The sequence below is a fragment of the Pseudomonas sp. TWP3-1 genome (assembly GCF_049896625.1).
In the GTDB taxonomy this organism is placed as follows: Bacteria; Pseudomonadota; Gammaproteobacteria; order Pseudomonadales; family Pseudomonadaceae; genus Aquipseudomonas.
On sequence record NZ_JAFCUQ010000001.1, the window covers coordinates 116,078 to 140,521 of the forward strand.

Here is a 24,444-nt window from a genome sequence, read left to right on the forward strand (position 1 = left end):
ATTCAAGTTAAGGAAAACGATGGCAATGGTCTATTGTCGTGCATGTGCCAAGGAGCTTCACGAAACGGCGCCCACCTGCCCCCAGTGCGGGGCTGGCCAGCAGGCCAACGTGCCGCACCAACAAGCCGGGTCGCCATGGCTGGCCATCGTTTCGTTGGTTTTAGGCATTCTCTGCGTACTCAGCCTGTTTGATGATTCCGAATGGGACAGTGACACGCTCGCTGGTTTGAGCGTTTTCGCCGTCGCAGGTCTCGTCTGCGGCATTCTCAGCATCAATAAAAGACTCCCTGGACACAATCTTGCAATCGCCGGCGTTGTCTTGTCGGGCATTGCTGCGCTTGTGTTCATCGGGCTGTCGATCGATTAATTTTTAGGGAAAAAAATATGAGCATGGTTTTTTGTCGTGGTTGCGCCAAAGAGATTCACAGCACAGCGGCAGCTTGCCCACAGTGCGGTGCGACTCAGGTAATCCAACAGTCCTATGCACAGGGCCCCGCGATTACAACGGGTAACCCATACATGGAAGCGTTGAAAAATTACGCTGTGTTCCAGGGCCGTGCCACTCGCCGCGAATACTGGATGTTCATTCTGATCAACCTCGGGATCGCAATAGTCATCGGCGTCATCGATGCACTGCTGAGCACCAAAGGCATCATCTCCAACCTTTACAGTCTGGCCATGTTCCTGCCGAGCATTGCAGTCGGCGCACGCCGCATGCATGACACCGATCGCAGCGGCTGGTGGTTGTTGCTGCCAATCGTCAACCTGGTGTTCCTGGCGCAAGACAGCCAGCCGGGGCCGAACCGTTTTGGTCCAAACCGTAAAGGCATCAACTGATACACGTTGACAGCTAGCTGACCGAGACGGCCTTCATGGCCGTCTCTTTGTTTGCGGCTACCTGGTTTCGCTCCGATCTGAACGTTACTTGTCGAGCAACAATGAATTGTCATCAATCAGATTGATAGCCCCCTAACGAAAGGCGCATGCTAGAGGGCTTTCCCGGCGCTTATATCATTCCGAATGATAGTTACCTTCGTGTCATTCGATTCGTTTGCTTCCAGCCCGCCGATCATCATCCGCCCATCTTCAATACTTGGCGGATGCATTCCATGGAACAGTCACTCAAACATTTGCGCTTCCCGTTGGCCTTGTTGGCCGTCGTGGTGATGAGCGCCTGCGGCAAGAATCCGGAATCCGCCGCCGCCCCGCCCGCTGCCAAAGTCAGCGTAGCGAAGGTGCTGGAACAACCGGTCAACGAGTGGGACGAATTCACCGGTCGCCTCGAAGCTCCGGAAACCGTCGAAATCCGTCCTCGCGTCTCCGGCCAGATCGATGATGTCGCCTTCACCGAAGGTGCGTTGGTCAAGAAAGGCGACTTGCTGTTCCAGATTGATCCGCGTCCGTTCCAGGCCGAAGTTCGCCGCCTCGAAGCCCTGGTTGCTCAAGCCCGCGCCAATGCCAATCGCAGCGAAAACGAAGCCGTTCGCGGCGAACGTCTGCGCACCAGCAACGCCATCTCCGCCGAACTCGCCGACTCGCGCACCAGCGCCGCACAAGAATCCCGTGCAGCGGTAGGCGCGCTGCAAGCGCAACTCGATCTGGCGAAACTGAATCTGAGTTTCACCCGCGTCACGTCGCCGATCAGCGGCCGCGTCAGCCGTGCCGAAATCACCGCCGGCAACCTGGTCACCGCCGATACCACCGCGCTGACCAGCGTGGTTTCCACCGACAAGGTCTACGCCTACTTCGACGCCGATGAACGTGTGTTCCTCAAATACACCCAGCTCGCTCGTCAGGGCCAGCGCGGCGCTACGACCCCGGTGTACATGGGCCTGTCGAATGAAGACGGCAACCCGCATCAGGGCCAGATGAACTTCGTCGACAACCAGGTCAACCCGAAAACCGGCACCATCCGTGGTCGCGCCGTGTTCGACAACAGCGACGGCACTTACACCCCGGGTCTGTATGCACGTCTGAAACTGGTCGGCAGCGGCACCTACAACGCCATGCTGATCAACGACGAAGCCGTCGGAACGGACCTCGGCAAGAAGTTCGTGCTGGTGATGGATGGCGACAACAACACCGCCTACCGTCCGGTCGAACTCGGGCCGAAGATCGAAGGTTTGCGCATTGTGCGTAGCGGCCTGAACAAAGGCGACACGATCATCGTCAAGGGCCTGCAACGGGTACGTCCTGGCTCGCCGGTCACCCCTGAAGTGATCCCGATGGCCAGCGAACAGACCCTCGCGGCACTCGCTCAACAACGACAAGCGCTGGAAGCCAGCAACCTGCCTAAAGTCGCGCCAGCCAAAGGCGCGCCGGGTTCGGTTGTGAAACTGGCTGCTGCGACTCCACGCGGTTAAGGGACAACAACTCCGATGAATTTTTCCCAATTCTTCATTTCGCGGCCGATCTTCGCAGCGGTGCTGTCGCTGCTGATCCTGATCGCCGGTGCGATTTCGCTGTTCCAGCTACCGATCAGCGAATACCCGGAAGTCGTGCCGCCAACCGTGGTGGTACGTGCCAACTTCCCGGGCGCCAACCCTAAAGTCATCGGTGAAACCGTGGCCGCTCCGCTGGAGCAAGCCATCACCGGCGTCGAGAACATGCTGTACATGTCCTCGCAGTCCACCGCTGACGGCAAGATCACCCTGACCATCACTTTCGCGCTGGGCACTGACCTGGACAACGCGCAGGTGCAGGTGCAAAACCGCGTGACGCGGACCGAGCCGAAACTTCCCGAGGAAGTGACGCGCATCGGTATTACCGTCGACAAGGCTTCACCCGACCTGACCATGGTTGTGCACTTGACCTCGCCGGACAAGCGCTACGACATGCTCTACCTGTCCAACTACGCGATCCTCAACATCAAGGATGAGCTGGCTCGTCTGGGTGGCGTGGGTGATGTGCAGCTGTTCGGCATGGGCGATTACTCGCTGCGGGTCTGGCTTGATCCGAACAAGACCGCTTCGCGCAATCTGACTGCCACTGATGTGGTCACGGCAATTCGTGAGCAGAACCGTCAGGTGGCTGCCGGCCAACTCGGTGCGCCCCCTGCCCCGAATACCCAAAGCTTCCAGTTGTCGGTCAACACCCAGGGCCGTCTGGTCAGCGAGGAAGAGTTCGAGAACATCGTCATTCGCGCAGGCGACAACGGTGAAATCACTCGCCTCAAAGACATTGCTCGCATCGAGCTAGGCTCCAGCCAATATGCCCTGCGTTCGTTGCTCGACAACCAACCGGCGGTGGCCATTCCGATCTTCCAGCGCCCAGGTTCCAACGCCATCGACATCTCGAACGACGTTCGGGCAAAGATGGACGAACTGAAGAAAGGCTTCCCGCAGGGCATGGATTACAGCATCGTCTATGACCCGACGATCTTCGTGCGCGGCTCGATCGAAGCGGTGGTTCATACCCTGTTTGAAGCGCTGATCCTCGTAGTACTGGTAGTGATTCTGTTCCTGCAAACCTGGCGCGCCTCGATCATTCCGTTGGTGGCGGTGCCGGTATCGTTGATCGGTACGTTTGCGGTGATGCACCTGTTCGGCTTCTCGCTCAACGCTTTGTCACTGTTCGGTCTGGTACTGGCAATCGGTATCGTGGTGGACGACGCCATCGTGGTGGTGGAGAACGTCGAGCGCAACATCGAGCTCGGATTGACACCGGTCGAGGCCACCAAGCGCGCCATGCGTGAAGTGACCGGTCCGATCGTTGCCACGGCACTGGTGTTGTGTGCGGTGTTCATCCCGGCGGCGTTTATCTCCGGCCTGACTGGACAGTTCTATAAACAGTTCGCGTTGACCATTGCGATCTCCACAGTGATCTCGGCGTTCAACTCGCTGACCCTGTCGCCAGCATTGGCCGCGGTACTGCTGCGCAGTCACGATGCGCCGAAAGACCGTTTCTCCAAGGTGCTGGACAAGATCTTCGGTGGCTGGTTGTTCCGTCCGTTCAACCGTTTCTTCGAACGTGCCAGTCATGGTTACGTCGGCACCGTGGCGCGGGTCATCCGTAGCAGCGGCATCGCGTTGCTGTTGTACGCAGGCCTGATGGTGCTGACCTTCTTCGGCTTCGCGCACACCCCGACCGGTTTCGTACCCGGCCAGGACAAGCAATATCTGGTGGCCTTCGCGCAACTGCCGGACGCTTCGAGCCTGGATCGCACCGAAGACGTGATCAAGCGCATGTCCGACCTGGCACTGAAACAGCCAGGCGTGGAAAGCGCCGTAGCGTTCCCCGGTCTGTCGATCAACGGCTTCACCAACAGTCCGAACGCCGGCATCGTGTTCGTGACCCTGAAACCGTTCGACGAGCGTAAAGATCCAAGCATGTCTGCCGGTGCAATCGCCGGGGCCCTGAACGGCCAGTTCGCCGGGATTCAAGAAGCCTACATGGCGATCTTCCCGCCGCCGCCGGTACAAGGTCTGGGCACCATCGGTGGTTTCCGTCTGCAAATCGAAGACCGGGGTAACCTGGGCTACGACGAGCTGTACAAAGAAACCATGAACATCATCAACAAAAGCCACAACGTGCCTGAATTGGCCGGACTGTTCACCAGCTACACCGTGAACGTGCCGCAAGTCGATGCCGCCATCGACCGGGAAAAAGCCAAGACCCACGGCGTAGCCGTCAGCGACATCTTCGATACCCTGCAGATCTACCTGGGTTCGCTGTATGCCAACGACTTCAACCGCTTCGGTCGTACTTATCAGGTCAACGTTCAGGCTGAGCAACAGTTCCGCCTCGAATCGGATCAGATCGGTCAGCTCAAAGTGCGCAACAACAAAGGCGAAATGATCCCGCTGGCGACCTTCATCAAGGTCAGCGACACCTCAGGGCCAGATCGCGTGATGCACTACAACGGCTTCATCACCGCTGAAATCAACGGTGCCGCAGCCCCCGGCTACAGCTCGGGCCAGGCCGAAAAAGCCATCGAGAAACTGCTCCAGGAAGAACTTCCGAACGGCATGACCTACGAATGGACCGACCTGACCTACCAGCAGATTCTGTCCGGCAACACCGCGCTGTTCGTGTTCCCGCTCTGCGTACTGCTGGCGTTCCTGGTTCTTGCAGCTCAATACGAAAGCTGGAGCCTGCCACTGGCGGTGATCCTGATCGTACCGATGACCCTGCTGTCGGCCATCACCGGCGTGATCATCTCGGGAGGCGACAACAACATCTTCACCCAGATCGGCTTGATCGTACTGGTGGGACTTGCGTGTAAGAACGCGATTCTGATCGTCGAGTTCGCCAAGGACAAACAGGAAGAAGGCATGAACCCGCTGGCTGCGGTGCTCGAAGCTTGCCGTCTGCGTCTGCGGCCGATCCTGATGACTTCCTTCGCGTTCATCATGGGTGTGGTGCCACTGGTGTTCTCCAGCGGTGCCGGTGCCGAGATGCGTCACGCCATGGGTGTGGCGGTGTTCTCCGGGATGCTCGGGGTGACCTTCTTCGGTCTGCTGCTGACACCAGTGTTCTACGTACTGATTCGTAACTTTGTCGAACGCGGTGAAGCCCGCAAAGCGGCCAAGTCCTTGAAACTGGAGGCGCAACAATGAGTCTGAAAGTCTTCCTGCCGAGTCTGCTGGTGCTGGCCCTCAGCGCCTGCGCCGTCGGCCCCGACTACAAGACCCCAGCCACGGAGGCGGCGCACATCACGTCCGCCACCGACGGCGCCGCAGGTCAGAAGAACTACGACCGTTCGAAGTTCGAAGGCATCTGGTGGCAGCAGTTCGATGATCCGACGCTTAACCAGTTGGTGACTCAATCGCTGCAAGGCAACCGTGAACTGCGCGTGGCATTCGCGCGCTGGAAAGCCGCCAGGGCAATCCGCGACGATGCCAGCAACGATGTAATGCCGACCATCACCAGCCGCGCCAGCAGCGACCTGGCCAAAGGTCAGATTCCCGGCCAGACCACCAACCGGGTGAATAGCGAACGCTATGACCTGGGCCTGGACATGGCTTGGGAACTGGACTTGTTCGGGCGCATCCAGCGCAATCTGGAAGCCAGCGATGCCGATCAGCAGGCCGCCGAAGCCGATCTGTACCAACTGCAAGTCAGCATGATTGCCGAACTGGTCGACGCTTACGGTCAACTGCGCGGTGCGCAACTGCGCGAGAAGATCGCACTGGCCAACCTGAACAATCAGCAAGAGTCGCGCAAGATCACCATCAGCCTGCGTGACGCCGGCGTCGGCGATCAACTCGACGTGGAACGTGCCGATGCGCGTCTGGCCTCGGTCGAAGCCAGCGTGCCGCAATTGCAGGCGGAGCAGGTTCGACAGAAAAACCGCATCGCCACGCTATTGGGCGAGCGCCCGGACAAACTGACTGTCGATCTGAGCCCGAAAGACTTGCCGGCAATTGCCAAGGCACTGCCAATCGGTGATCCGGGCGAACTGCTGCAACGTCGTCCGGATATCCTCAGCGCCGAGCGTCAATTGGCTTCCGCCACTGCGCGTATCGGTGTGGCCAAAGCGGATCTGTTTCCTCGGGTCAGCCTCAGCGGGTTCCTCGGCTGGACGGCCGGGCGCGGCTCGCAGATTGGCTCGTCGGCCGCCAGCGCCTGGGCACTTGGCCCGAGCATCACCTGGGCAGCGTTTGACCTTGGCAGCGTGCGCGCCCGGATGCGCGGCGCCGATGCGGATGCCGAAGGCGCGTTGGCCAATTACGAGCAACAAGTGCTGCTTGCCCTGGAAGAATCGGAAAACGCTTTCAGCGATTACGGCAAGCGTCAGCAACGCCTGATCTCGTTGATCCGTCAGAGCGAATCGAGCCGCAAGGCTGCCGACCTCGCCGAGATCCGTTACCGCGAAGGCACCGCCGACTTCCTCGTGCTGCTCGACGCCCAACGTGAACGTCTGGCCGCCGAAGACAGCCAGGCGCAAGCCGAAGTCGACCAGTATCGCGGCATCGTCGCGATCTACAAGGCACTGGGTGGCGGCTGGCAACCGGAGACCGTCGCGACCAAGTAACCGATTTTCAAGAGCTCCTTTGGTTGGCCGCAACCAACCAATTTTTTGCCCCGCGTATCATTCGGTCGCGGGGCTTTTTTGTGCCTGTTTTTCGTGATCTTCCTGTCACACTTGGCGAATGCCTGGCCTGCGTTACATTTCAACCTGCGTACCCAGTTCAATCACCCTGTTAAGCGGTAATTTGAAGTACTTCAGGTTGCTGTTGGCATTCTTCAGGAGGAACGCGAACAGGCTTTCTCGCCAGCGTGCCATCCCGATGCGCTTGGTGGGAATAACGGTCTCGCGACTGAGGAAATAGGTCGTGCGCATCGGGCTGAAGTCCAGCTCATGCAAATGACACAGACTCAACGCCATCGGTACGTCGGGTTCCTCCATAAAGCCAAAGTGCAGACTGACGCGGAAAAATCCTTCGCCATAAGCTTCAACCTCAAACCGCCGATCAGCAGTCACCCGCGGGCGATCTTCGGATACGACGGTGAGCAGCACCACTTGCTCGTGCAATACCTGGTTGTGCAACAAGTTGTGCAACAGCGCATGCGGCACAGCGTCAGCCCTGGCCGTCAGGAACACCGCCGTACCCTGTACACGATGCGGCGGCTGTGAGCGGATGCTGCTGATGAACAGCGGCAGAGGCAGTGCGGTCTCGTCCAGCCGCTCGACCATGATTTTTCGCCCGCGTTTCCAGGTGGTCATCAAGATGAACAGGCCAATACCCGCGATCACCGGGAATGCACCGCCCTGGAAAATCTTCGGTGCATTGGCGGCGAAGTACAGCGTGTCTACCAGCAAAAAGCCGAGCAGCAACGGAACCGCAAGCCAGCGCGGCGTCTTCCACAGAAGCAGGACAACCGCCGAAGACAACAGCGTGGTAATCAACATGGTGCCTGTCACCGCAACACCATATGCGGCCGCCAATGCACTGGACGACTCGAACCCGATCACCAGCAGAACGACACCCACCATCAACGCCCAGTTGACGGTGCCGATGTAGATCTGCCCCTGCTCCTGGCTTGAGGTGTGCTGGATAAACATGCGCGGGACGTAGCCAAGTTGAATGGCCTGGCGCGTCAGGGAGAATGCACCGGAGATGACTGCTTGAGAAGCGATGATGGTCGCCATGGTGGACAGTGCAACCATCGGCAACAGTGCCCAGCTCGGTGCAAGCAGGTAAAACGGATTGCGCACCGCCTCCGGGTTTTCCAGAATCAAGGCGCCCTGGCCGAAATAGTTCAGCGCCAGCCCCGGCAACACCAGGATGAACCAGGCACGGGAAATCGGTTTGCGGCCGAAGTGGCCCATGTCGGCATACAACGCTTCGGCGCCAGTCAAGGCCAGCACGACAGCACCCAGGATTGCCACGCCCATTCCTGGGTGAGCGATGAAAAACTGCACTGCCCAAGCGGGATTAAGCGCCTGCAATACTTCCGGGCGCTGCAAAATGCCGTGGATACCGAGTGCGCCCAGCACCACAAACCACACCACCATGATCGGGCCGAAGAGAATTCCGATTCGCGCCGTACCGTGTTTCTGGATCAGGAACAGCGCCACCAGCACGATCACTGAAATAGGCACGACCCAGTGCTCTATTCCGTCAAACGCCAGCTGTAATCCCTCCACCGCCGAAAGCACGGAAATGGCCGGGGTAATCATGCTGTCCCCGTAGAACAGCGCCGCCCCGAACAGTCCCAGCAGAACCAGGACTTTGCTCATGTGCGGATAAGGGGCTGCTGCGCGGCGTGCCAATGCGGTCAACGCCATGATGCCGCCTTCACCCTGATTGTCGGCACGCAGGATGAACAGTACGTACTTGATCGAGACGACCCAGATCAGTGACCAGAATATCAACGACAGAATGCCCAGCACGCCATCGTGATTCACCTGAACGCCGTAGTGGCCGGAAAACACTTCTTTGAGGGTGTAAAGGGGGCTGGTGCCGATATCCCCGTAAACCACCCCGACAGCAGCGACGAGCAAGCCTGCTGCTGACGTTCTGGATGGGGAGTCCTCATTTACCGCGGTCGTTGTGACATTCAAGGGACGCTTCTCTCAACTTTTCTGAGGGTTGGGGCACGCCATCCTTGCGCATTCACGAATTCCGGCGCCTTCGCAACAGCGAGGCGCGCGGCCAAAAAGCGCGGCTAGTATCGTTACCGATCGAGACATCTACCGTAAAGAAAGCGTAAAAATCGGCGGGCGCGAGCTGCAAACTTGAGACCATCAGGTCTGCGCGGTAGCCAAGGCGCGCGAGCGCGGCATATCACGTACCGTCAGACCTTTCGACGCAGATTGCAGGACGCTTCAACCAAAATGACAGTTTCAGGTGTTTGACTCACAGCTCTAGCTGACCGAAGCTTGCCCTCTGGTTCAGTATCAATGTTTCGGATAACTGCATGCCCCAGTCTCGCCGCTACCTGTTCATCAGCCTTGGCCTTGTGCTTGTCATCATTGTTGCCTGGTTGTCCTTGCGCAACACCGCACCGGTGATGCCCGCGTCGATCAAACACGGCTATAGCGAAGCGTTGGCCGCTGCCCGCACCGGTCAACCGGGCGCGGCGCGTGTGCTGTATCAGCAATTGGCGCGCCCGGATATTTCGGTAAAACGCCGCGTCTGGTTGCACGCTGAACTGCCGAATTACCCGAGTCCGCAAGCTTTGAAGCTGGCAGATGCCGATCTGCAGAATGAAGCCGTCGAAGTGCGGCTCGCAGCCATAAAGAGCGTGGTCGGGCTGGTTCCGGGCGGGCCGCGCAGCTTGCTGCTGGGGCCGATGCTCGACGACCAGGAGCAAAGCGTGCGTTTCGCTGCAATCAACGCCCTGCTCGGTTTATCGCCGGATGACCTCGGTTTGTATTTCGGCCCGCTGCAACAGGCCATCGACAGCTGGGAACAAGTGCTTAAAGCCCAACCGGAAAGTGCCGCCAATTCCGCGCAACTGGCGCGACTGCACCTGCACAACGCCGAACTCAAAGCGGCGCAGGAAGCGCTAGAGCAAACCCTGCGTCTGCAACCTGGAAATTTGCCGGCCCTGGTGATGCAGATCGATGTGCTCGACCGCCAGGGCCAAAGCGACGCTGCCCGGCAACTGCTCGCCAAACAACTGAAAAACCAACCGGACTCGGCCTATCTGCAACACGCGCTGGGCTTGTGGCTGCTGCACCACGGTCAGCGCGAGTACGCCCTGCTCGGCCTGTCCAAAGCCGTTGAGCTGGAACCGGACAACAAGGACTACCGCTACGACCTTGCGACCACCCTGCACGATGCCGACGAACTGGAAGCGGCGCAGAAGCAGTTGCAGGAGATCGTTCAGCGTCACCCGGCTGACCGCAAGGCGCGGGTATTGCTGATCAACTATTGGAAAGAAAGCGGCCAGTTGCAGAACGTGCAGATTCTGCTGGCTCAACTTGAGCAAATGAACCCGGACGACCCGTCATTGCAACAGGGACTCTAAACAATTTCGACAGAGTTTCTTCATCTGCATAAAGAAACTTCGGAACCGTCATCTAGGCCAGGGGTCAAGTGTTCAGGCAGGCAGGATTGGCAAAATGCGCCATCCGCTTCGCTCTCCTTAGTCACTAGAGGACATTTTTTGTCTAAATCTAACGAGTTGATCAGTGCAAAAGCCGCTACCGGCATCGAAGGTCTGGACGACATTCTTGCCGGTGGCCTTTCACGCGGTCATGTGTTTTTGCTGGAAGGTGAGCCCGGTACCGGCAAAACCACGGTCGCCTTGCAGTATCTGTTGGCGGGCTCGCGTGCCGGCGAACGCTCGTTGTACATCACGCTTTCGGAAACCGAGCGGGAGCTGCGTCAAGGCGCGCTCTCGCACGGCTGGGAACTGGACGAAAACATTGAGATTTTCGAACTGACGCCGCCGGAAAGCTTGCTCAACGCCGAACACCAGCAAAGCTTGCTTTACTCCTCTGACCTGGAGTTGGGCGAAGCGACCAAGCAGATTTTTGAAGTGGTCGAACGCTTCAAACCGACGCGTGTGGTACTCGACAGCCTGTCGGAGATCCGTCTGCTGGCGCAGAGCTCGCTGCGCTATCGCCGGCAGATTCTGGCGATCAAGCACTATTTCGTGCGCTATGACGCTACCGTCCTGTTGCTCGACGATTTGACTACCGAATCCCTCGACAAGACCGTGCACAGCGTCGCGCACGGCGTGATTCGTCTGGAAGAACTGACTCCCGCCTACGGTGCCGAGCGCCGTCGCGTTCGCATCGTGAAGTATCGCGGCCAGAAGTATCGCGGCGGCTTTCACGATTTCAGCATCATGGAGGATGGCATCCATGTGTTCCCACGGCTGGTCGCGGCCGAATATCGCAGTGATTCTGTTCGCTCACAACTGAGCAGTGGCATTCCTGAAATGGACAAGTTGCTGGGCGGCGGCATCGAAACCAGCTCCAGCACGTTGATTCTCGGCCCGGCCGGTACCGGCAAATCGTTGATCACGATGATCTTTGCCGCTGCGGCAGTGGCCCGCGGCGAGAAGGCGGCACTGTTCATATTCGACGAAGAGCTGGGATTGCTCTTCGAACGCATGAAAAATATCGGCATTGATCTCAAGGCCCTGCGCGATACCGGCAACCTGATGATCGAACAAGTTGACGCCGCCGAATTGTCGCCCGGCGAATTTGCCCACCGGGTGCGTCGCTGCGTCGACAAGGACAACATCAAGACCGTTGTCATCGACAGCATCAATGGCTACCAGGCGGCAATGCCGGAAGAAAATTCCCTCGTGCTGCACATGCACGAACTGCTCCTGTATCTCAACCGCCGCGGCGCCGCGACCTTCATGACGGTCGCGCAGCATGGGCTGGTCGGTGACATGCAAGCGCCGGTCGATATTACCTACCTTGCAGATACCGTGATTCTCTTGCGCTACTTTGAGGCCATCGGCCAGGTTCGTCGGGCTATATCGGTGATCAAAAAGCGCACCGGCAGCCACGAATCGACAATCCGCGAGTACAAGATTTCGACCCAGGGCATGACCATCGGTGAACCGCTGGATGCATTTCAGGGTGTATTGCGCGGCGTCCCGACCTACATGGGCGCCAGCAAACCGCTGCTCAAGGAAGACAAATTGTGACGGTCAACGTGACACCGTCCGAACGCGCGCTGATTCTCGCGCCGCAGGGACGGGACAGCCAGGTGGCGCTGATGATCCTCAACGAGGCAGGTTACGGCGGTGTTATCACACCGGATCTGGGGCAACTGTGCGCCGAGCTTGAGTCTGGTGCGGGGCTGCTGCTGATTGCTGCGGAAGCGCTCAGCGGTCTGGAGATCGAAACGTTACTGGCGTATCTGGAGCACCAGCCTACCTGGTCTGACCTGCCGATCATTCTGCTGACCCACCATGGCGGCCAGGAGCAAGGGTTCTCCTCAAGACTGCGCGGGTTACTCGGCAACGTGACATTCCTCGAGCGTCCGTTTCACCCGGTGACCCTGGTCAGTCTGGTTTCAGCCGCCCTGCGCGGTCGCCGCCGACAATACGATGCGCGTGACCGTCTGATCGACCTCAGCGAAAGCGAGCAGCGACTGCAATCTACCCTCGAATCGCTGGAACAACAGGTCGAGGAACGCACTGCGCAATTACGGCACAACGAAGAAGCCTTGCGTCAGTCGCAGAAAATGGAAGCGGTCGGTCAGCTTACCGGTGGTATCGCGCACGATTTCAACAACATGCTGACCGGTATCATTGGCAGTCTGGAGCTATTGCGTCGGCGCCTGGCGCGCGGTCGACTGGATGATCTCGACAGCCTGATCGATCTGGGCGTGACCTCCGCCAACCGCGCCGCCGGCCTGACTCATCGGCTGTTGGCTTTCTCCCGTCGGCAGTCGCTTGATCCCAAACCGGTCGATATGAACAGCCTCGTGCAATCAATGAGCGAATTGTTGCAACGCAGCGTCAACGAGAGCATTCGGATGGAGCTGCATCTGGATGAGCAATTATGGGTAGCCGAAGCCGACCCCAATCAACTGGAAAGCGCCCTGCTCAATCTGGTGATCAATGCCCGCGACGCGATGCCGGACGGCGGCAAACTGATGGTGCAGACCAGTAACCAGATCCTCGATGAGAGCTTCACTGCAGCCTATAGCAATCTGAAAGCCGGCGAATACGTGGTCTTGAGCGTATCTGACACCGGTTGCGGCATGCCTCCGAGTGTCAGCAGTCGCGCCTTTGATCCGTTTTTCACCACCAAGCCCATCGGCCAGGGCACAGGATTGGGCTTGTCGATGATTTACGGCTTCAGCAAACAGTCCGGCGGTCACGTGTCGATCGACAGCGAGATTGATCAGGGCACGACCGTTAGGCTCTACCTGCCGCGTTTCCGTGGCGAGCCTGTCCCGCAATCCTCTCCCAACCCAGAGCAAGCCCCCGATGCAGTCGAAGGCGAAACCGTGATGATCGTCGAGGATGATCCGGCCGTTCGCGTACTGGTCAGCGCGGTGCTCAGTGAATTGGGTTATGCGTATGTTGAAGCGAGTGACGCGGACAGCGCGGTGCCGATTCTGGATTCCACGCAGCGTATTGATCTACTGATCAGCGACGTTGGCCTGCCGGGCATGAATGGTCGGCAACTGGCGGAAATTGCGCGCCAGTTCAGGCCGGATCTGAAGGTGCTGTTCATCACCGGGTATGCCGAACACGCGGCGGTACGCGGCGGTTTCCTCGACTCGGGGATGCAGATGATCACCAAGCCTTTCACCTTTGATCTGCTGACCGCCAAGGTGCGCGAGATGATCAAAAGCTGAACGACAGACAAAAAAATGGCCTGCATCAGCAGGCCTTTTTTATGCCAACAATTCCTGAATCTTTTCCTGCAACACATCCAGATCGAACGGCTTTTCCAGGATCGGTGCCTTGAGCGTGATCGGGCTGCCGGTCTCGCGGATTTCCTGCGGATAACCGCTGATGAAAATCACTTTGAGATCCGGGCGCAACTTGACGGCCGGCTCGGCGATCTGCACGCCGGAGATGCCGCCGGGCAGACGGAAATCGGTGATCAGCATGTCCAGATGTGGCTTGCTCGCCAGAATCTCGAACGCCTGCTCGCCGTTTTCGGCCTGCAACACGCGATATCCCTGGCCCGACAGATAATCGGTCAGCACCATCAAGATAACCGGTTCGTCCTCGACGACGAGTACTACATCTTGTGCATCTACGCTCATGGGAAGCCTATGTTCGGTCAATAGCTGCTGATACGACCGTGTGGTCACTCAGAGGTTGCGTTTGTTTAGCCGATTTCCTGGAGCGGCAGACAAACGCGAAACAGGGCGCCCTCGTTGATCTTGCTCTCGACGACGATTGAGCCGCCATGGGCGGCGATGATCTGCTCGGAAATGAACAGACCCAGCCCGAGCCCGGCCACCACCGTCTTGGCGGACACCCGTTCGAACTGTTGGAAAATGCGCTTCTGGTTCTCTTCGCTGATACCGATGCCGCGATCCTGAACCTCGACCCGCGCCTCGCCATCTACAGCATAGACACGCACCTGAACCGGACTCCGGCCGCCGTAGCGCAAAGCGTTGGTCAGCAGATTGGTCACCACTTGTTCGATGCGGAACTCGTCCCAATGCCCTTCCACCGGTTCCGGCGCAGAGAAGCTGACTTCGGTCTCGGCGGCTTCAATCTGCGCCGCGAAGTTTTCCAGCAGATTGCCCACCAGTTGCGCCAGATCGAAACGACTCGGGCGGATCGACAGCTTGCCGGTGCGGATACGCGACACATCGAGCATGTCCTCGATCAGGCGGATCAGGCTTTTGATCTGGCGCTCATCGCGATCGACCATGGCGTGCATCTTGTCGAGGGTGAACGCCGCAGCGTTGTCCCGCGCCAAATGCATCTTGCGTAATTGTGTTTCGAGGATAAGGCCGTTCAGCGGCGTGCGCACTTCATGGGCGACGATCGACATGAAGTCATCGCGCATGCGCACCGCCTGCTCCAGCTCGCCTTGGGTGCTCTGCAATTTCTGCAACAGCACTTCCTGCTCGCGGCGGCTCTGTTCCAGCGCTTCGACCTGTTCTTTCATTGCCTTGCTTTGGCGATACAGGTCAACGAACACATTGACCTTGCTCTTCACCGCGTGGATATCCAGCGGCTTGTGCAGGAAATCCACAGCGCCGCTTTCGTAGCCCTTGAACGCGTAATTCAGCTCACGGCCGGCGGCGCTGACGAAGATGATCGGGATGTTCTTGGTTTTCTCGGTGCCGCGCATCAGCTCGGCCAGTTCGAAGCCGTTCATGCCGGGCATCTGCACGTCGAGAATGGCCATGGCAAATTCGTGTTGCAGCAGCAGCGACAACGCTTCGTCGGCCGACAGCGCTTTATAGACGGTGCGGTCTTCGCGTTTGATCAGCGCTTCGAGGGCCAGCAGGTTCTCGGGCAGATCGTCGACGATCAGCAGTTTTGCTTGAATATTACTCAGCATGCGATTCGTTCCAGCTCGACAAGCAGACGGCCGATGCCGTGGATGGGAAGAATATGGTCCGGTTGATGAATCTTCAGTGCAGCTTTAGGCATGGTGTCGACCTGCGCGTCGTCCGGATCCTGCACGATGGTCAGCCCACCATAGCGTTTGACCTTGGCCAGGCCGCGCGCGCCGTCATGGTTGGCGCCGGTCAGCAGCACAGCGGCCAGTGTCGGCCCGTAGACATCGGCGGCGGATTCGAACAGAAAATCAATCGACGGTCGCGAATGGTGCAGACGCTCTTCGAGACTCAGCGACAAGCTGCGATCTTCTTCCACCGACAGGTGATACCCCGGCGTAGCGAAGTACAAAGTGCCAGCCTTGATCTCCAGTTTATCGCTCGCTTCCATGACCGGTAACGCCACGCGCCGGGAGAACACTTCGGCCAAATGGCTACGGCGATCATCCGGCAAATGCAGGACCACGATAATCGGCAATACAAATCCTGCACGCAGCGAACCGAACAACGTCAGTAACGCTTCAACGCCACCGGCCGAAGCGCCGATCACAATGGCCTCGATCCGAGGCAAATCCGCTGCGATGTTCATGATTTGCGGTAGATCCGTTCTTGTTTGACCAAGGGTTCGAACTGTTTGGCGTAATTGGAGAAATCCAGTGTCTCTTTGCTGCCCAGCACCAGAAAGCCGCGATGACACAGCGACTCATGGAACAATCCGAAGGCTCGATCCTGAAGCTTTTTATTGAAGTAAATCAACACGTTACGACAGGAAATTAATTGAGTTTCAGAGAACACGCTATCGGTCGCCAGGCTGTGATCGGCGAACGTCACGTTCTCGCACAAGGTCTTGTCGAAAATCGCGTATCCATACGCGGCAGTGTAGTAGTCGGCGAACGAACGCTGACCGCCAGCCTGCTGATAATTGGCGGTGTAGGCGCGCACGTTCTCCATCGAGAAAATCCCCTGCTTGGCCTTGTCCAGCGAGCGCGGGTTGATGTCGGTGGCGTAAATGATCGTGCGGTCGAGCAATCCTTCCTCGCGCAGCAGAATCGCCATCGAATAGACCTCCTCGCCCGTGCTGCAGCCGGCGATCCAGATCTTGATCGATGGATACGTCTTGAGCAGCGGCACCACTTCGCGGCGAATTGCCAGAAAGTGCGACGGATCACGAAACATCTCACTGACCGGAATCGTCAGTAATTGCAGCAACTGCATGAACGCGGTCGGGTCATGCAGGACTTTTTCCTGCAGCGCCGAAATGGTCGCGCACTCGAACTGGCTCAAGGCGTGGTTGACCCGGCGCTTGATCGAAGCGCCGGAATAATCGCGAAAATCGTAGCTGTATTTGAGGTAGATCGCCTCGATCAGCAGGCGCAACTCGATTTCGCTATTTCGCTCTGCCGGATTACTGCTTTCCACTAAATACGTTCCATTTTTGGCAACCACACGCGAATCAACGAGAACAGGCGATCGAGGTCGATAGGCTTGGCCAGGTAATCATTGGCGCCCGCTTGCAGACAGCGCTCCTGATCGTCCTTCATGGCCTTGGCCGTTACCGCGATGATCGGCAGCTTGCGCCAGCGCGGATCCTTACGGATTTCGATGGTGGCTTCAAAACCGTCCATCTCCGGCATCATCACGTCCATCAACACCAGATCGATGTCCTCGACCTCATTGAGTCTTTCGATCGCTTCCCGGCCATTTCGACCGATGACTACGACCGCACCTTTGGTTTCGAGTGCGCTGGTCAGGGCGAAAATGTTGCGCACATCGTCGTCCACCAGCAGCACTTTGCGCCCCTCGAACACCTTGTCGCGGCTGCGCGCGGTCTTGAGCATCTTCTGCCGTTCATGGGACAGCTGCGATTCGACTTTGTGCAGAAAGAGTGTGACCTCATCCAGCAGCCGCTCTGGCGAGCGTGCGCCCTTGATGATGATCGAGCGCGAGTACTTGCGCAGATCGGCTTCTTCATCACGAGTCAGGTTGCGCCCGGTGTAAACGATCACTGGCGGGAACGAGCAAATATCCTCGGTGGCCATGCGCTTGAGCAGTTCGTTGCCGAGCATGTCCGGCAACTTCAGGTCGATGACCATGCAATCGAAAATCGTCGTGCGCAGCAGCTCCAGCGCTTCCTGGGCGAGGCCGACAGCGGTGATTTCGATGTCTTCATCGCCGATCAGGCGAGCAATGCTTTCGCGCTGCAAGTCATCGTCTTCGACCAGCAACACGCGTTTGACCTTCTGCGTCAGCTTGGCTTCGAGACGGGCGAACACGTCTTTGAGCTCTTCGCGGGTGGTCGGTTTGACTGCGTAACCGATGGCGCCCATGTGCATGGCTGCTTCGACCCGATCCTCGACCGAAATCACGTGCACCGGGATGTGCCGGGTTTCGGCGCGTTCTTTCAGGCGTTGCAGCACTGTCAGGCCGGAGTGATCCGGCAGGCGCATGTCGAGCAGGATCGCGTCCGGCACGAACTCCCGCGCCAGGTCGTAACCTTCGTCCGCGCCATGGGCGACCAGGCACTGATAGCCGAGTTCATGCGCGAGGTCGTACAGAATGTGCGCAAAATTCGGTTCGTCTTCGACCACCAGAATGCAGCGCGTGGCGAACGGCGCGTTGCCGCGGTCGTCGTTGAAGCGCGGGATGTGCACCGGCGCCAATGGCGAAATTGGCGCGACCGGGGCGGCAACCGGCGTGGTGGTTATCGAAGGGGTGAACGTCAGCGGCGCAAACGGGGTTTCACCCGGTTCGCGGTATTGCAGCGGCAAGACCAGGGTGAAGACACTGCCCTGCCCCGGAGTGCTGCTGATGCTGATCGAGCCGCCGAGCAAGTTCGCCAGATCCCGCGAGATCGACAGCCCCAGACCGGTGCCGCCGTACTTGCGATTGGTGGTGCCATCGGCCTGACGGAACGCTTCGAAAATACTTTCCTGCTGATCCTTCGCGATGCCGATCCCGGAATCCTGCACGATAAACGCAATGCGCTCGTTCGGTTGAGCGGCAATAGTCAGGCTGACCGCGCCTTTCTCGGTGAATTTCACCGCGTTCGACAGCAGGTTCTTGATCACCTGCTCCAGGCGCTGGCGGTCGGTGAACATCATGCCCGGTGCGCCCGGTTGCAACTCGACGCTGAACGCGAGTTTCTTGTCGGCCGCCAAAGGTTCGAACATGCCGCGCAAGCCCTCAGCCAAGCGCGCCACACTGGTGTTTTCCGGCAGCACTTCAAGCTTGCCGGCCTCGACTTTGGAAATATCCAGAATATCGTTGATCAGATTCAGCAGATCGTTGCCGGCCGAGTAGATCGACTCGGCAAACTTGACCTGTTCGGCGCTGAGGTTGTCGTGCGGGTTTTCCGCGAGCAACTTGGCGAGGATCAACGAACTGTTCAGCGGCGTGCGCAGTTCGTGAGACATGTTGGCGAGGAATTCGGATTTGTACTTGCTCGAGCGCTGCAACTCTTCGGCGCGCTCCTCGAGTTGCACTTGGGCCTGATTCAGCTCGGTGTTTTTCAGATCCATGGCGTCGCGCTGGTCGGCGAGGATCTGTGCCTGTTCGGCCAGTTGCTCGTTGGTCTGTTCCAGCTCGACTTGCTGGGTTTCCAGATGCGCCTGGGATTCCTTGAGAATCCGCGATTGCTCTTCGAGTTCTTCGTTGGCGGTTTTCAGCTCTTCCTGCTGCACCTGCAACTCTTCGTTGAGTTGCTGGGTTTCGGCCAGCACTTCTTGCAGACGCTGGCGATAACGCGCCGCTTCAATAGAGGTGCCGATGTTGCCGGCAATCAACTCCAGCAGTTCGATGTCGCGGTCAGTGAGCGGACGCAGGAAACCCAGTTCGATCACGCCGTTGACGCGTTCGTCATCGCTGGTCGGCACCACCAGCACGCTGTGCGGCAAGCCTTGGCCAAGACCGGAGCTGACTTTGAAGTAATCGGACGGCACCGAGTCCAGACGGATCAGGCGCGCTTGTTGCGCGACCTGGCCGACAATGCCTTCCCCGCTATAGATGGCCTGCGCCTGTTCTTCCTGCTCGCGGGAGAAACCATAGCTGGCAACGCGCTTCAATCCGCCATGTTCTTCGCGCACATACATGGCCGCCACGGCTGTACCGAGGTATTGCGCGCAGAATTGCAGGATGTTGCGCCCCAGCAGATTGAGCGTCAGTTGCCCCAGGACCTGCTCGGCCAGTTCGGTCTGGCCATTGCGCAGCCAGGCTTGTTGCTCCAGACGCCGGGCGCTGGCGTTTTGCGCAGCCAGGGTCGCACCGTAGCTTTCAGACAAATTCACCAGGTCGCGACGGCCGATGTAGGCCAGCAAAGCGCTGATGCCGGCAACAAACAGCAAATAGAGGGTGATGCTCAAGATAGTGGTGCGGCGTACGTCTTCGTTACGTGTGGTGCGCAACTGCTGCTCCATCTCGATCACGTCTTCGAACTGCCGGCGGATCTCGTCGGTCAGGCGCTTGCCGCGCCCGGCCTTCACTGCTGCACGGTAGTCGCCGCTGGCGCGTTGCAGGTCGATCATCGATTGCGCGTAGGTCGCCCATTCGGTCTGCAAGGCTTGCAGGCGGCGCAGGCGGTCAGTCTGCACCGGGTTGTCGGCCGTCAGTTCGAGCAAGGTATTGAGCGCGACATTGATCCGCGGCTTGGCCGTTTCGTACGGATCGAGAAAATGCTCGTCGCCGCTGAGCAGGAAACCGCGCATGCCGGTTTCCAGATCGACGGTGAGCTTCACCGCTTCATTGGCGTTATTGATCACCCGGTCGGTGTGTTCAACCCACTGGATAACCGACAGCAAATAGGTAATCAGCGACACGAAAAACACGGCGCTGAGTACGCCAACGCCCAGCGGCAGGCTGATGTTGCGACTCAGGAGTTTACGAAACCGTTGCTCATCAACCGAAGACGGAGAGGACATGGATTAGCCTTGTCGAACTGTTGAAAAACACGGAGTTTGCCCGAAAACTACGGGCTGGATCCATATTTCTCACAGCTTATGCGGCTAAATCCTACATTTGCCTGCTATGGATCACGGCCAACAGTTATCCTTGCCGGCCGTTTGCGCCTATGCTTTTTTGTAACCATTCGGGAACTTGTGGCCATGCGCCATTTACTCATGCAAGAGCCCGGTATTTTCGATCGACCGGCGCCCCTGAAATCCACCCTCGAGAGCAGCCAATATGTCCACCCCAGCATCCACCATCCTTGTAGTAGAAGACGACGACATCGTGCGTATGTTGATTGTCGATGTGCTGGAGGAACTGGAGTTCAAGGTGCTTGAGGCAGATGGTGGCGAGCAGGCGCTGGAGCAGCTCGCCAATGATGATGTGCATATCGACTTGATGATGACTGATGTCGGCCTGCCGGGGATGGATGGGCGGGAATTAGCGCAAGAAGCACGCAAGCTGCGCCCTGCTCTGCCAATCCTGTTTGCCAGTGGTTATGCCGAAACTATCGATGCACCGAAAGATATGCATGTAATTGGCAAGCCGTTTTCGATTGATCAGTTGCGTGACAAGGTCAAGGGCATACTCCTGCAAGCTTGAATACGTACTTGTCCTGTTGGTCAATCGCCGACTGACCGTCCCAGTGATCCCGCGCTACAGCTGTGGTTTAATCGCGACCCTTTCGTGTTAGCCCAATTCGTTGTCGTGTCGAGGTCCTGTTGTCCATGAACACCCCCCGCAATATCAGAGTGCTGGTGATTGGTTACGTCTGGCCGGAACCGCGCTCTTCTGCCGCAAGTGGGCATGTCATGCAAATCCTCGATACCTTCTTGCGTCAGGGCTGGGACATTACGTTTGCCAGCCCTGCCGGTGCCGGCGAACATCCGGCTGACCTCACTGAGTTGGGCATTCGCCAAGTCCCGATCGAATTGAACAACAGCAGTTTTGATGTGTTCATCAGTGAGCTGGCGCCGGATATTGTCCTGTTCGACCAGTTCATGATCGAAGAACAGTTCGGCTGGCGCGTGGAGAAGCACTGCCCCGACGCCCTGCGCGTTTTGGAAACCTCCGATTTGCAAAGTCTGCGGCACGCTCGGCACCAGCGCTTGAAAGATCGGCTCAAGGCCAGCGATGACGCCAACGACTTCAATGAGTTGTTCGCCCCGGCACTGGCTGAAGAGTTTCAGTTGATGGCGGACACCGATCTGGCCAAACGCGAGATCGCCGCACTTTATCGCTGTGATCTGAACTTGATGATCTCGCAAGTGGAAATCGAGTTGCTGGTAGAGCAGTTCAAACTGCCGCGCGAACTGTTGCACTGGTGTCCGCTGATGGTCGACCCGCCCGTTGAGCCGGCGAAACCGTTCGAACAGCGCGCGCACTTTCTGAGTATCGGTAACTTTCGCCACGCGCCCAACTGGGATGCGGTGTTGTGGATGAAAACCACGATCTGGCCGCTGATCCGCGAACAACTGCCGAAGGCGCAACTGCATATATATGGTGCTTACACGCCGCCCAAGGCGACCGCGCTGCACAACGCGGCTCAGGGTTTTCATGTGATGAACTGGGCTGAGGATGCGCTGCAGGTCATGTCGGATGCGCGGATCTGTCTGGCGCCCCTGCGCTTTGGTGCCGGAATCAAAGGTAAATTGGTCGATGCAATGCTTTGCGGCACCCCGAGCATCACCACACCGATCGGAGCGGAAGCCATGCACGGTCACCACGCATGGCCGGGGGCTGTGACCTTGACCGCGCAAGATTTCGCCAATGCGGCAGTGCAACTCTACGTTGATCAAACACGCTGGCAAACAGCCCAGGCGCGGGGACATGCACTGCTGGAGGAGCGTTACCAGCGTGCAGAGCACGGCCTGGCCCTAGTCAACAAACTGCTCGAATGCCGTAACAATCTTGCCCAACTAAGAAACAATAACTTTACCGGAAGCATGTTGCGCCACCACGCACACAAAAGTACGCAATACATGGCGCAATGGATTGAAGCGAAAAACCGCAACTCATAGGGTTACCGAAACTTGTGAACACACTAGCCAATAATCTGCATTAATTATTGCATCGCAATCAAGCAACTTACGCCTTATAACCATCTTGCAACCGCCACCCTCACTACTTGATGGGTGGCGCATTATTCATTCACGCAAGATGCAATCATGAACGAACTAGATAACAACTATTCCAAGACTAACTGGATGGCTGCCACGCCCGCCATCGACTCACTGTCAATCTGTGAGTTGACGCTGCCGGGCACTCACAACGCGGGCAGTGACTGGCGGGCGTCGTATCCGATTTGGGCTCCTCCGCGCCATTGGCTGGCGTGCCAGCATGACTCGTTTTACGCCCAGCTGCAGCACGGCGCACGGGTTCTGGACCTCCGATTGGTGTATGAACCGAAGGCTGAAGGATTGGCTCGGTTTCGAGCCTGTCACGATAAATATCCAAACTCCAGGACATTGGGCCACATCATTGACGACGTAAATAATTTCCTTCAGAAAAATCCCGATGAATTTATCCTTCTGGACTTTCACAGCCTTGACGGCGCGGACTTTGATTACGATTACTTCAACAAAATGATTACTCACTTGCTCGGGCGCCGGCTTATCCCAAGCAGAAACATGCACCTCAGTCTGCATCAGCTCAAACAAGTCAGCGCTGAGCAGCGAGTGTTTGTTGCCGCAAGATCGCATTGGGAACTTGATAGCAATGTATTTCTCGATTACATCAACCATAAATGGATTGGCAAAGCATTGGTCAGCGCCGATGAATTGAAATTCTTTATCGACAAAGTTCTGCAGACACCACCTGGCAGCTGGGCACCTTGGTCGCTTTCCGCCACCTGTTACTCCGCGCTGGGCGGCCCGGTGGATATTCACGACGAGCTGAATCAGTGGTTTGATCCGACTCACAGTGACTGGGCGGCGAGGTGCAACATTATCAACGTGGATTTCATTGAGGAGTCCAGAGTGGTTGAGTTTTGCCGAGCGGTGAACCTGGCCAAAGCTCGCCAGCGCACCCCTTGATCAAACGCTCTACACGCTAGCGCGACGGATACGCAAAGAGGCATGATCCTCTGGCGATAACAAAAAAAGCACCCAGCCATGACCCGAACTGCCCGCGTGACCGACCCCTCCTACGAGTTGATGGATGACCATAACGGCTTGTCCATCATCTACCGCCAGCATGGCTTCCCCTGCCCGCTGGTGCGCTGGCATTTCCACAAGGAATACGAACTGCACCTGATTGTCGCCAGTTCGGGCAAGGTGTTCATCGGTGACTACATCGGCAATTTCTATCCCCAGACCTTGTTTTTGACCGGGCCAAATCTGCCGCACAACTGGATCAGCCAGGTTGCTGAAGACGAGGTGGTAGAGAAGCGCGACATGCTGGTCAACTTCACTGACGAGCTGTTCGAGAGTGGCCATCAGGTATTTGCCGAATTGAAAACTCTGGCGCCGCTGCTGGAGCGTGCGCAATACGGCATCGAGTTCCGCTCGCCGCAGACCATCCGCCAAGCCATGACGCTGATGCAACGCATCGCCGATTCGCGCGGCATCACCCGCCTCGGCCATTTTCTGATCCTGATGGAGCTGCTCGCTGCCAGCGACGATTACCAGCTGCTGTCCGGCGCCACTACGCCGCAACTGGCCGACGAGCACAACATCGACCGCACCAACCGCGCGGTGGATTACATCTTCGCGCACTATGCGCGGGAACTGCCGCTGGAGGAAGTCGCCGAGCATTTGGGCATGAAACCGACTTACTTCAGTCGCGTGTTCAAACAGGCGACGGGGCGCAATTTCATCGAGTTCGTCAATCGCCTGCGCATCAGCAAGTCCTGCGAACTGCTGGCCGACGGCGACAAACCGGTGACCGAGGTGTGTTTCGAGTCGGGCTTCAACAACATCTCGAATTTCAATCGGCGCTTCCAGCAGCTCAAGGGCATGACGCCTTCGCATTATCGGCGCCTCGTCGTGCAACGCTTGACCGAGCAGAATCGCGGTTAAAAATCCAGTGCAAAAAAGTATCGGTTCCAGTGCTAGGGATGATTTGTAACGCCGGCGATTGAAGGCTGTAATCAGTGCACATT

Annotated in this window: 18 protein-coding genes; 12 read left to right on the plus strand and 6 right to left on the minus strand. The window is 57.9% G+C overall.

The genetic code is table 11. From position 1 onward, the window contains the following. Window positions 1-19: 19 nt before the first annotated feature. The 5 genes from ACP7BN_RS00505 (at window position 20) to ACP7BN_RS00525 (ending at window position 6,976) form a co-directional block, all read left to right on the plus strand. A complete protein-coding gene (locus tag ACP7BN_RS00505) occupies window positions 20-367 on the plus strand; it encodes a DUF4190 domain-containing protein (protein ID WP_420649786.1) in 348 nt (115 codons plus the stop codon). A gap of 17 nt (window positions 368-384) precedes the next feature. Continuing rightward, window positions 385-837, plus strand: coding sequence for a DUF805 domain-containing protein (locus ACP7BN_RS00510; protein ID WP_420649787.1), 453 nt, complete (start codon window positions 385-387; stop codon window positions 835-837). 272 nt (window positions 838-1,109) lie between these two features. Continuing rightward, window positions 1,110-2,363 (plus strand): multidrug efflux RND transporter periplasmic adaptor subunit MexE, encoded by a 1,254-nt coding sequence (gene mexE / locus ACP7BN_RS00515; protein WP_420649788.1) that lies wholly within the window; start codon window positions 1,110-1,112, stop codon window positions 2,361-2,363. 15 nt (window positions 2,364-2,378) lie between these two features. After that, window positions 2,379-5,558 carry an efflux RND transporter permease subunit gene (locus ACP7BN_RS00520; protein WP_426200804.1) on the plus strand — a complete coding sequence of 1,060 codons (3,180 nt, stop codon included), beginning with the start codon at window positions 2,379-2,381 and terminating at the stop codon, window positions 5,556-5,558. Next, entirely contained in the window at window positions 5,555-6,976 is a 1,422-nt protein-coding gene (locus ACP7BN_RS00525) for an efflux transporter outer membrane subunit (RefSeq protein WP_426200806.1), read from the plus strand. The genes ACP7BN_RS00520 and ACP7BN_RS00525 overlap by 4 nt, the downstream gene beginning before the upstream one ends. 132 nt (window positions 6,977-7,108) lie before the next feature. Here the strand turns inward: ACP7BN_RS00525 and ACP7BN_RS00530 are convergent, their stop codons facing one another. Continuing rightward, entirely contained in the window at window positions 7,109-9,010 is a 1,902-nt protein-coding gene (locus ACP7BN_RS00530) for a potassium transporter Kup (protein ID WP_426200808.1), read from the minus strand. 356 nt (window positions 9,011-9,366) lie between these two features. Between ACP7BN_RS00530 and ACP7BN_RS00535 the strand changes: the two genes are divergently transcribed. From ACP7BN_RS00535 to ACP7BN_RS00545, 3 genes are all read left to right on the plus strand, one after another. Then, a complete protein-coding gene (locus ACP7BN_RS00535; protein WP_426200809.1) occupies window positions 9,367-10,422 on the plus strand; it encodes a tetratricopeptide repeat protein in 1,056 nt (351 codons plus the stop codon). A 138-nt stretch (window positions 10,423-10,560) separates the two neighbouring features. Further along, window positions 10,561-12,063 carry an ATPase domain-containing protein gene (locus tag ACP7BN_RS00540; RefSeq protein WP_426200811.1) on the plus strand — a complete coding sequence of 501 codons (1,503 nt, stop codon included), beginning with the start codon at window positions 10,561-10,563 and terminating at the stop codon, window positions 12,061-12,063. Then, window positions 12,060-13,730, plus strand: coding sequence for an ATP-binding protein (locus tag ACP7BN_RS00545; RefSeq protein ID WP_426200812.1), 1,671 nt, complete (start codon window positions 12,060-12,062; stop codon window positions 13,728-13,730). The genes ACP7BN_RS00540 and ACP7BN_RS00545 overlap by 4 nt, the downstream gene beginning before the upstream one ends. 39 nt (window positions 13,731-13,769) lie before the next feature. Here the strand turns inward: ACP7BN_RS00545 and ACP7BN_RS00550 are convergent, their stop codons facing one another. From ACP7BN_RS00550 to ACP7BN_RS00570, 5 genes are all read right to left on the minus strand, one after another. Further along, window positions 13,770-14,147, minus strand: coding sequence for a response regulator (locus ACP7BN_RS00550; RefSeq protein WP_102356158.1), 378 nt, complete (start codon window positions 14,145-14,147; stop codon window positions 13,770-13,772). 65 nt (window positions 14,148-14,212) lie between these two features. Then, window positions 14,213-15,406 carry a hybrid sensor histidine kinase/response regulator gene (locus ACP7BN_RS00555; protein ID WP_420649795.1) on the minus strand — a complete coding sequence of 398 codons (1,194 nt, stop codon included), beginning with the start codon at window positions 15,404-15,406 and terminating at the stop codon, window positions 14,213-14,215. Then, window positions 15,400-15,993, minus strand: coding sequence for a chemotaxis protein CheB (locus ACP7BN_RS00560; protein WP_426200815.1), 594 nt, complete (start codon window positions 15,991-15,993; stop codon window positions 15,400-15,402). The genes ACP7BN_RS00555 and ACP7BN_RS00560 overlap by 7 nt, the downstream gene beginning before the upstream one ends. Beyond that, a complete protein-coding gene (locus tag ACP7BN_RS00565) occupies window positions 15,990-16,823 on the minus strand; it encodes a CheR family methyltransferase (RefSeq protein ID WP_420649797.1) in 834 nt (277 codons plus the stop codon). Before ACP7BN_RS00565 ends, ACP7BN_RS00560 begins: the two co-directional genes overlap by 4 nt. After that, window positions 16,823-20,317 (minus strand): response regulator, encoded by a 3,495-nt coding sequence (locus ACP7BN_RS00570; RefSeq protein WP_426200817.1) that lies wholly within the window; start codon window positions 20,315-20,317, stop codon window positions 16,823-16,825. The genes ACP7BN_RS00565 and ACP7BN_RS00570 overlap by 1 nt, the downstream gene beginning before the upstream one ends. A 262-nt stretch (window positions 20,318-20,579) precedes the next feature. Between ACP7BN_RS00570 and ACP7BN_RS00575 the strand changes: the two genes are divergently transcribed. From ACP7BN_RS00575 to ACP7BN_RS00590, 4 genes are all read left to right on the plus strand, one after another. Next, complete coding sequence (locus ACP7BN_RS00575) at window positions 20,580-20,945, plus strand: response regulator (protein WP_420649799.1); 366 nt, start codon at window positions 20,580-20,582, stop codon at window positions 20,943-20,945. A 125-nt stretch (window positions 20,946-21,070) separates the two neighbouring features. Then, the gene (locus ACP7BN_RS00580) at window positions 21,071-22,363 is read left to right on the plus strand and encodes a glycosyltransferase (RefSeq protein ID WP_426200819.1); all 1,293 of its coding nucleotides are present in this window, start codon (window positions 21,071-21,073) and stop codon (window positions 22,361-22,363) included. Window positions 22,364-22,510: 147 nt separating this feature from the next. Beyond that, window positions 22,511-23,377, plus strand: coding sequence for a phospholipase (locus ACP7BN_RS00585; RefSeq protein WP_426200820.1), 867 nt, complete (start codon window positions 22,511-22,513; stop codon window positions 23,375-23,377). Window positions 23,378-23,455: 78 nt separating this feature from the next. Then, a complete protein-coding gene (locus ACP7BN_RS00590) occupies window positions 23,456-24,361 on the plus strand; it encodes an AraC family transcriptional regulator (RefSeq protein ID WP_426200821.1) in 906 nt (301 codons plus the stop codon). Window positions 24,362-24,444 lie beyond the last annotated feature (83 nt).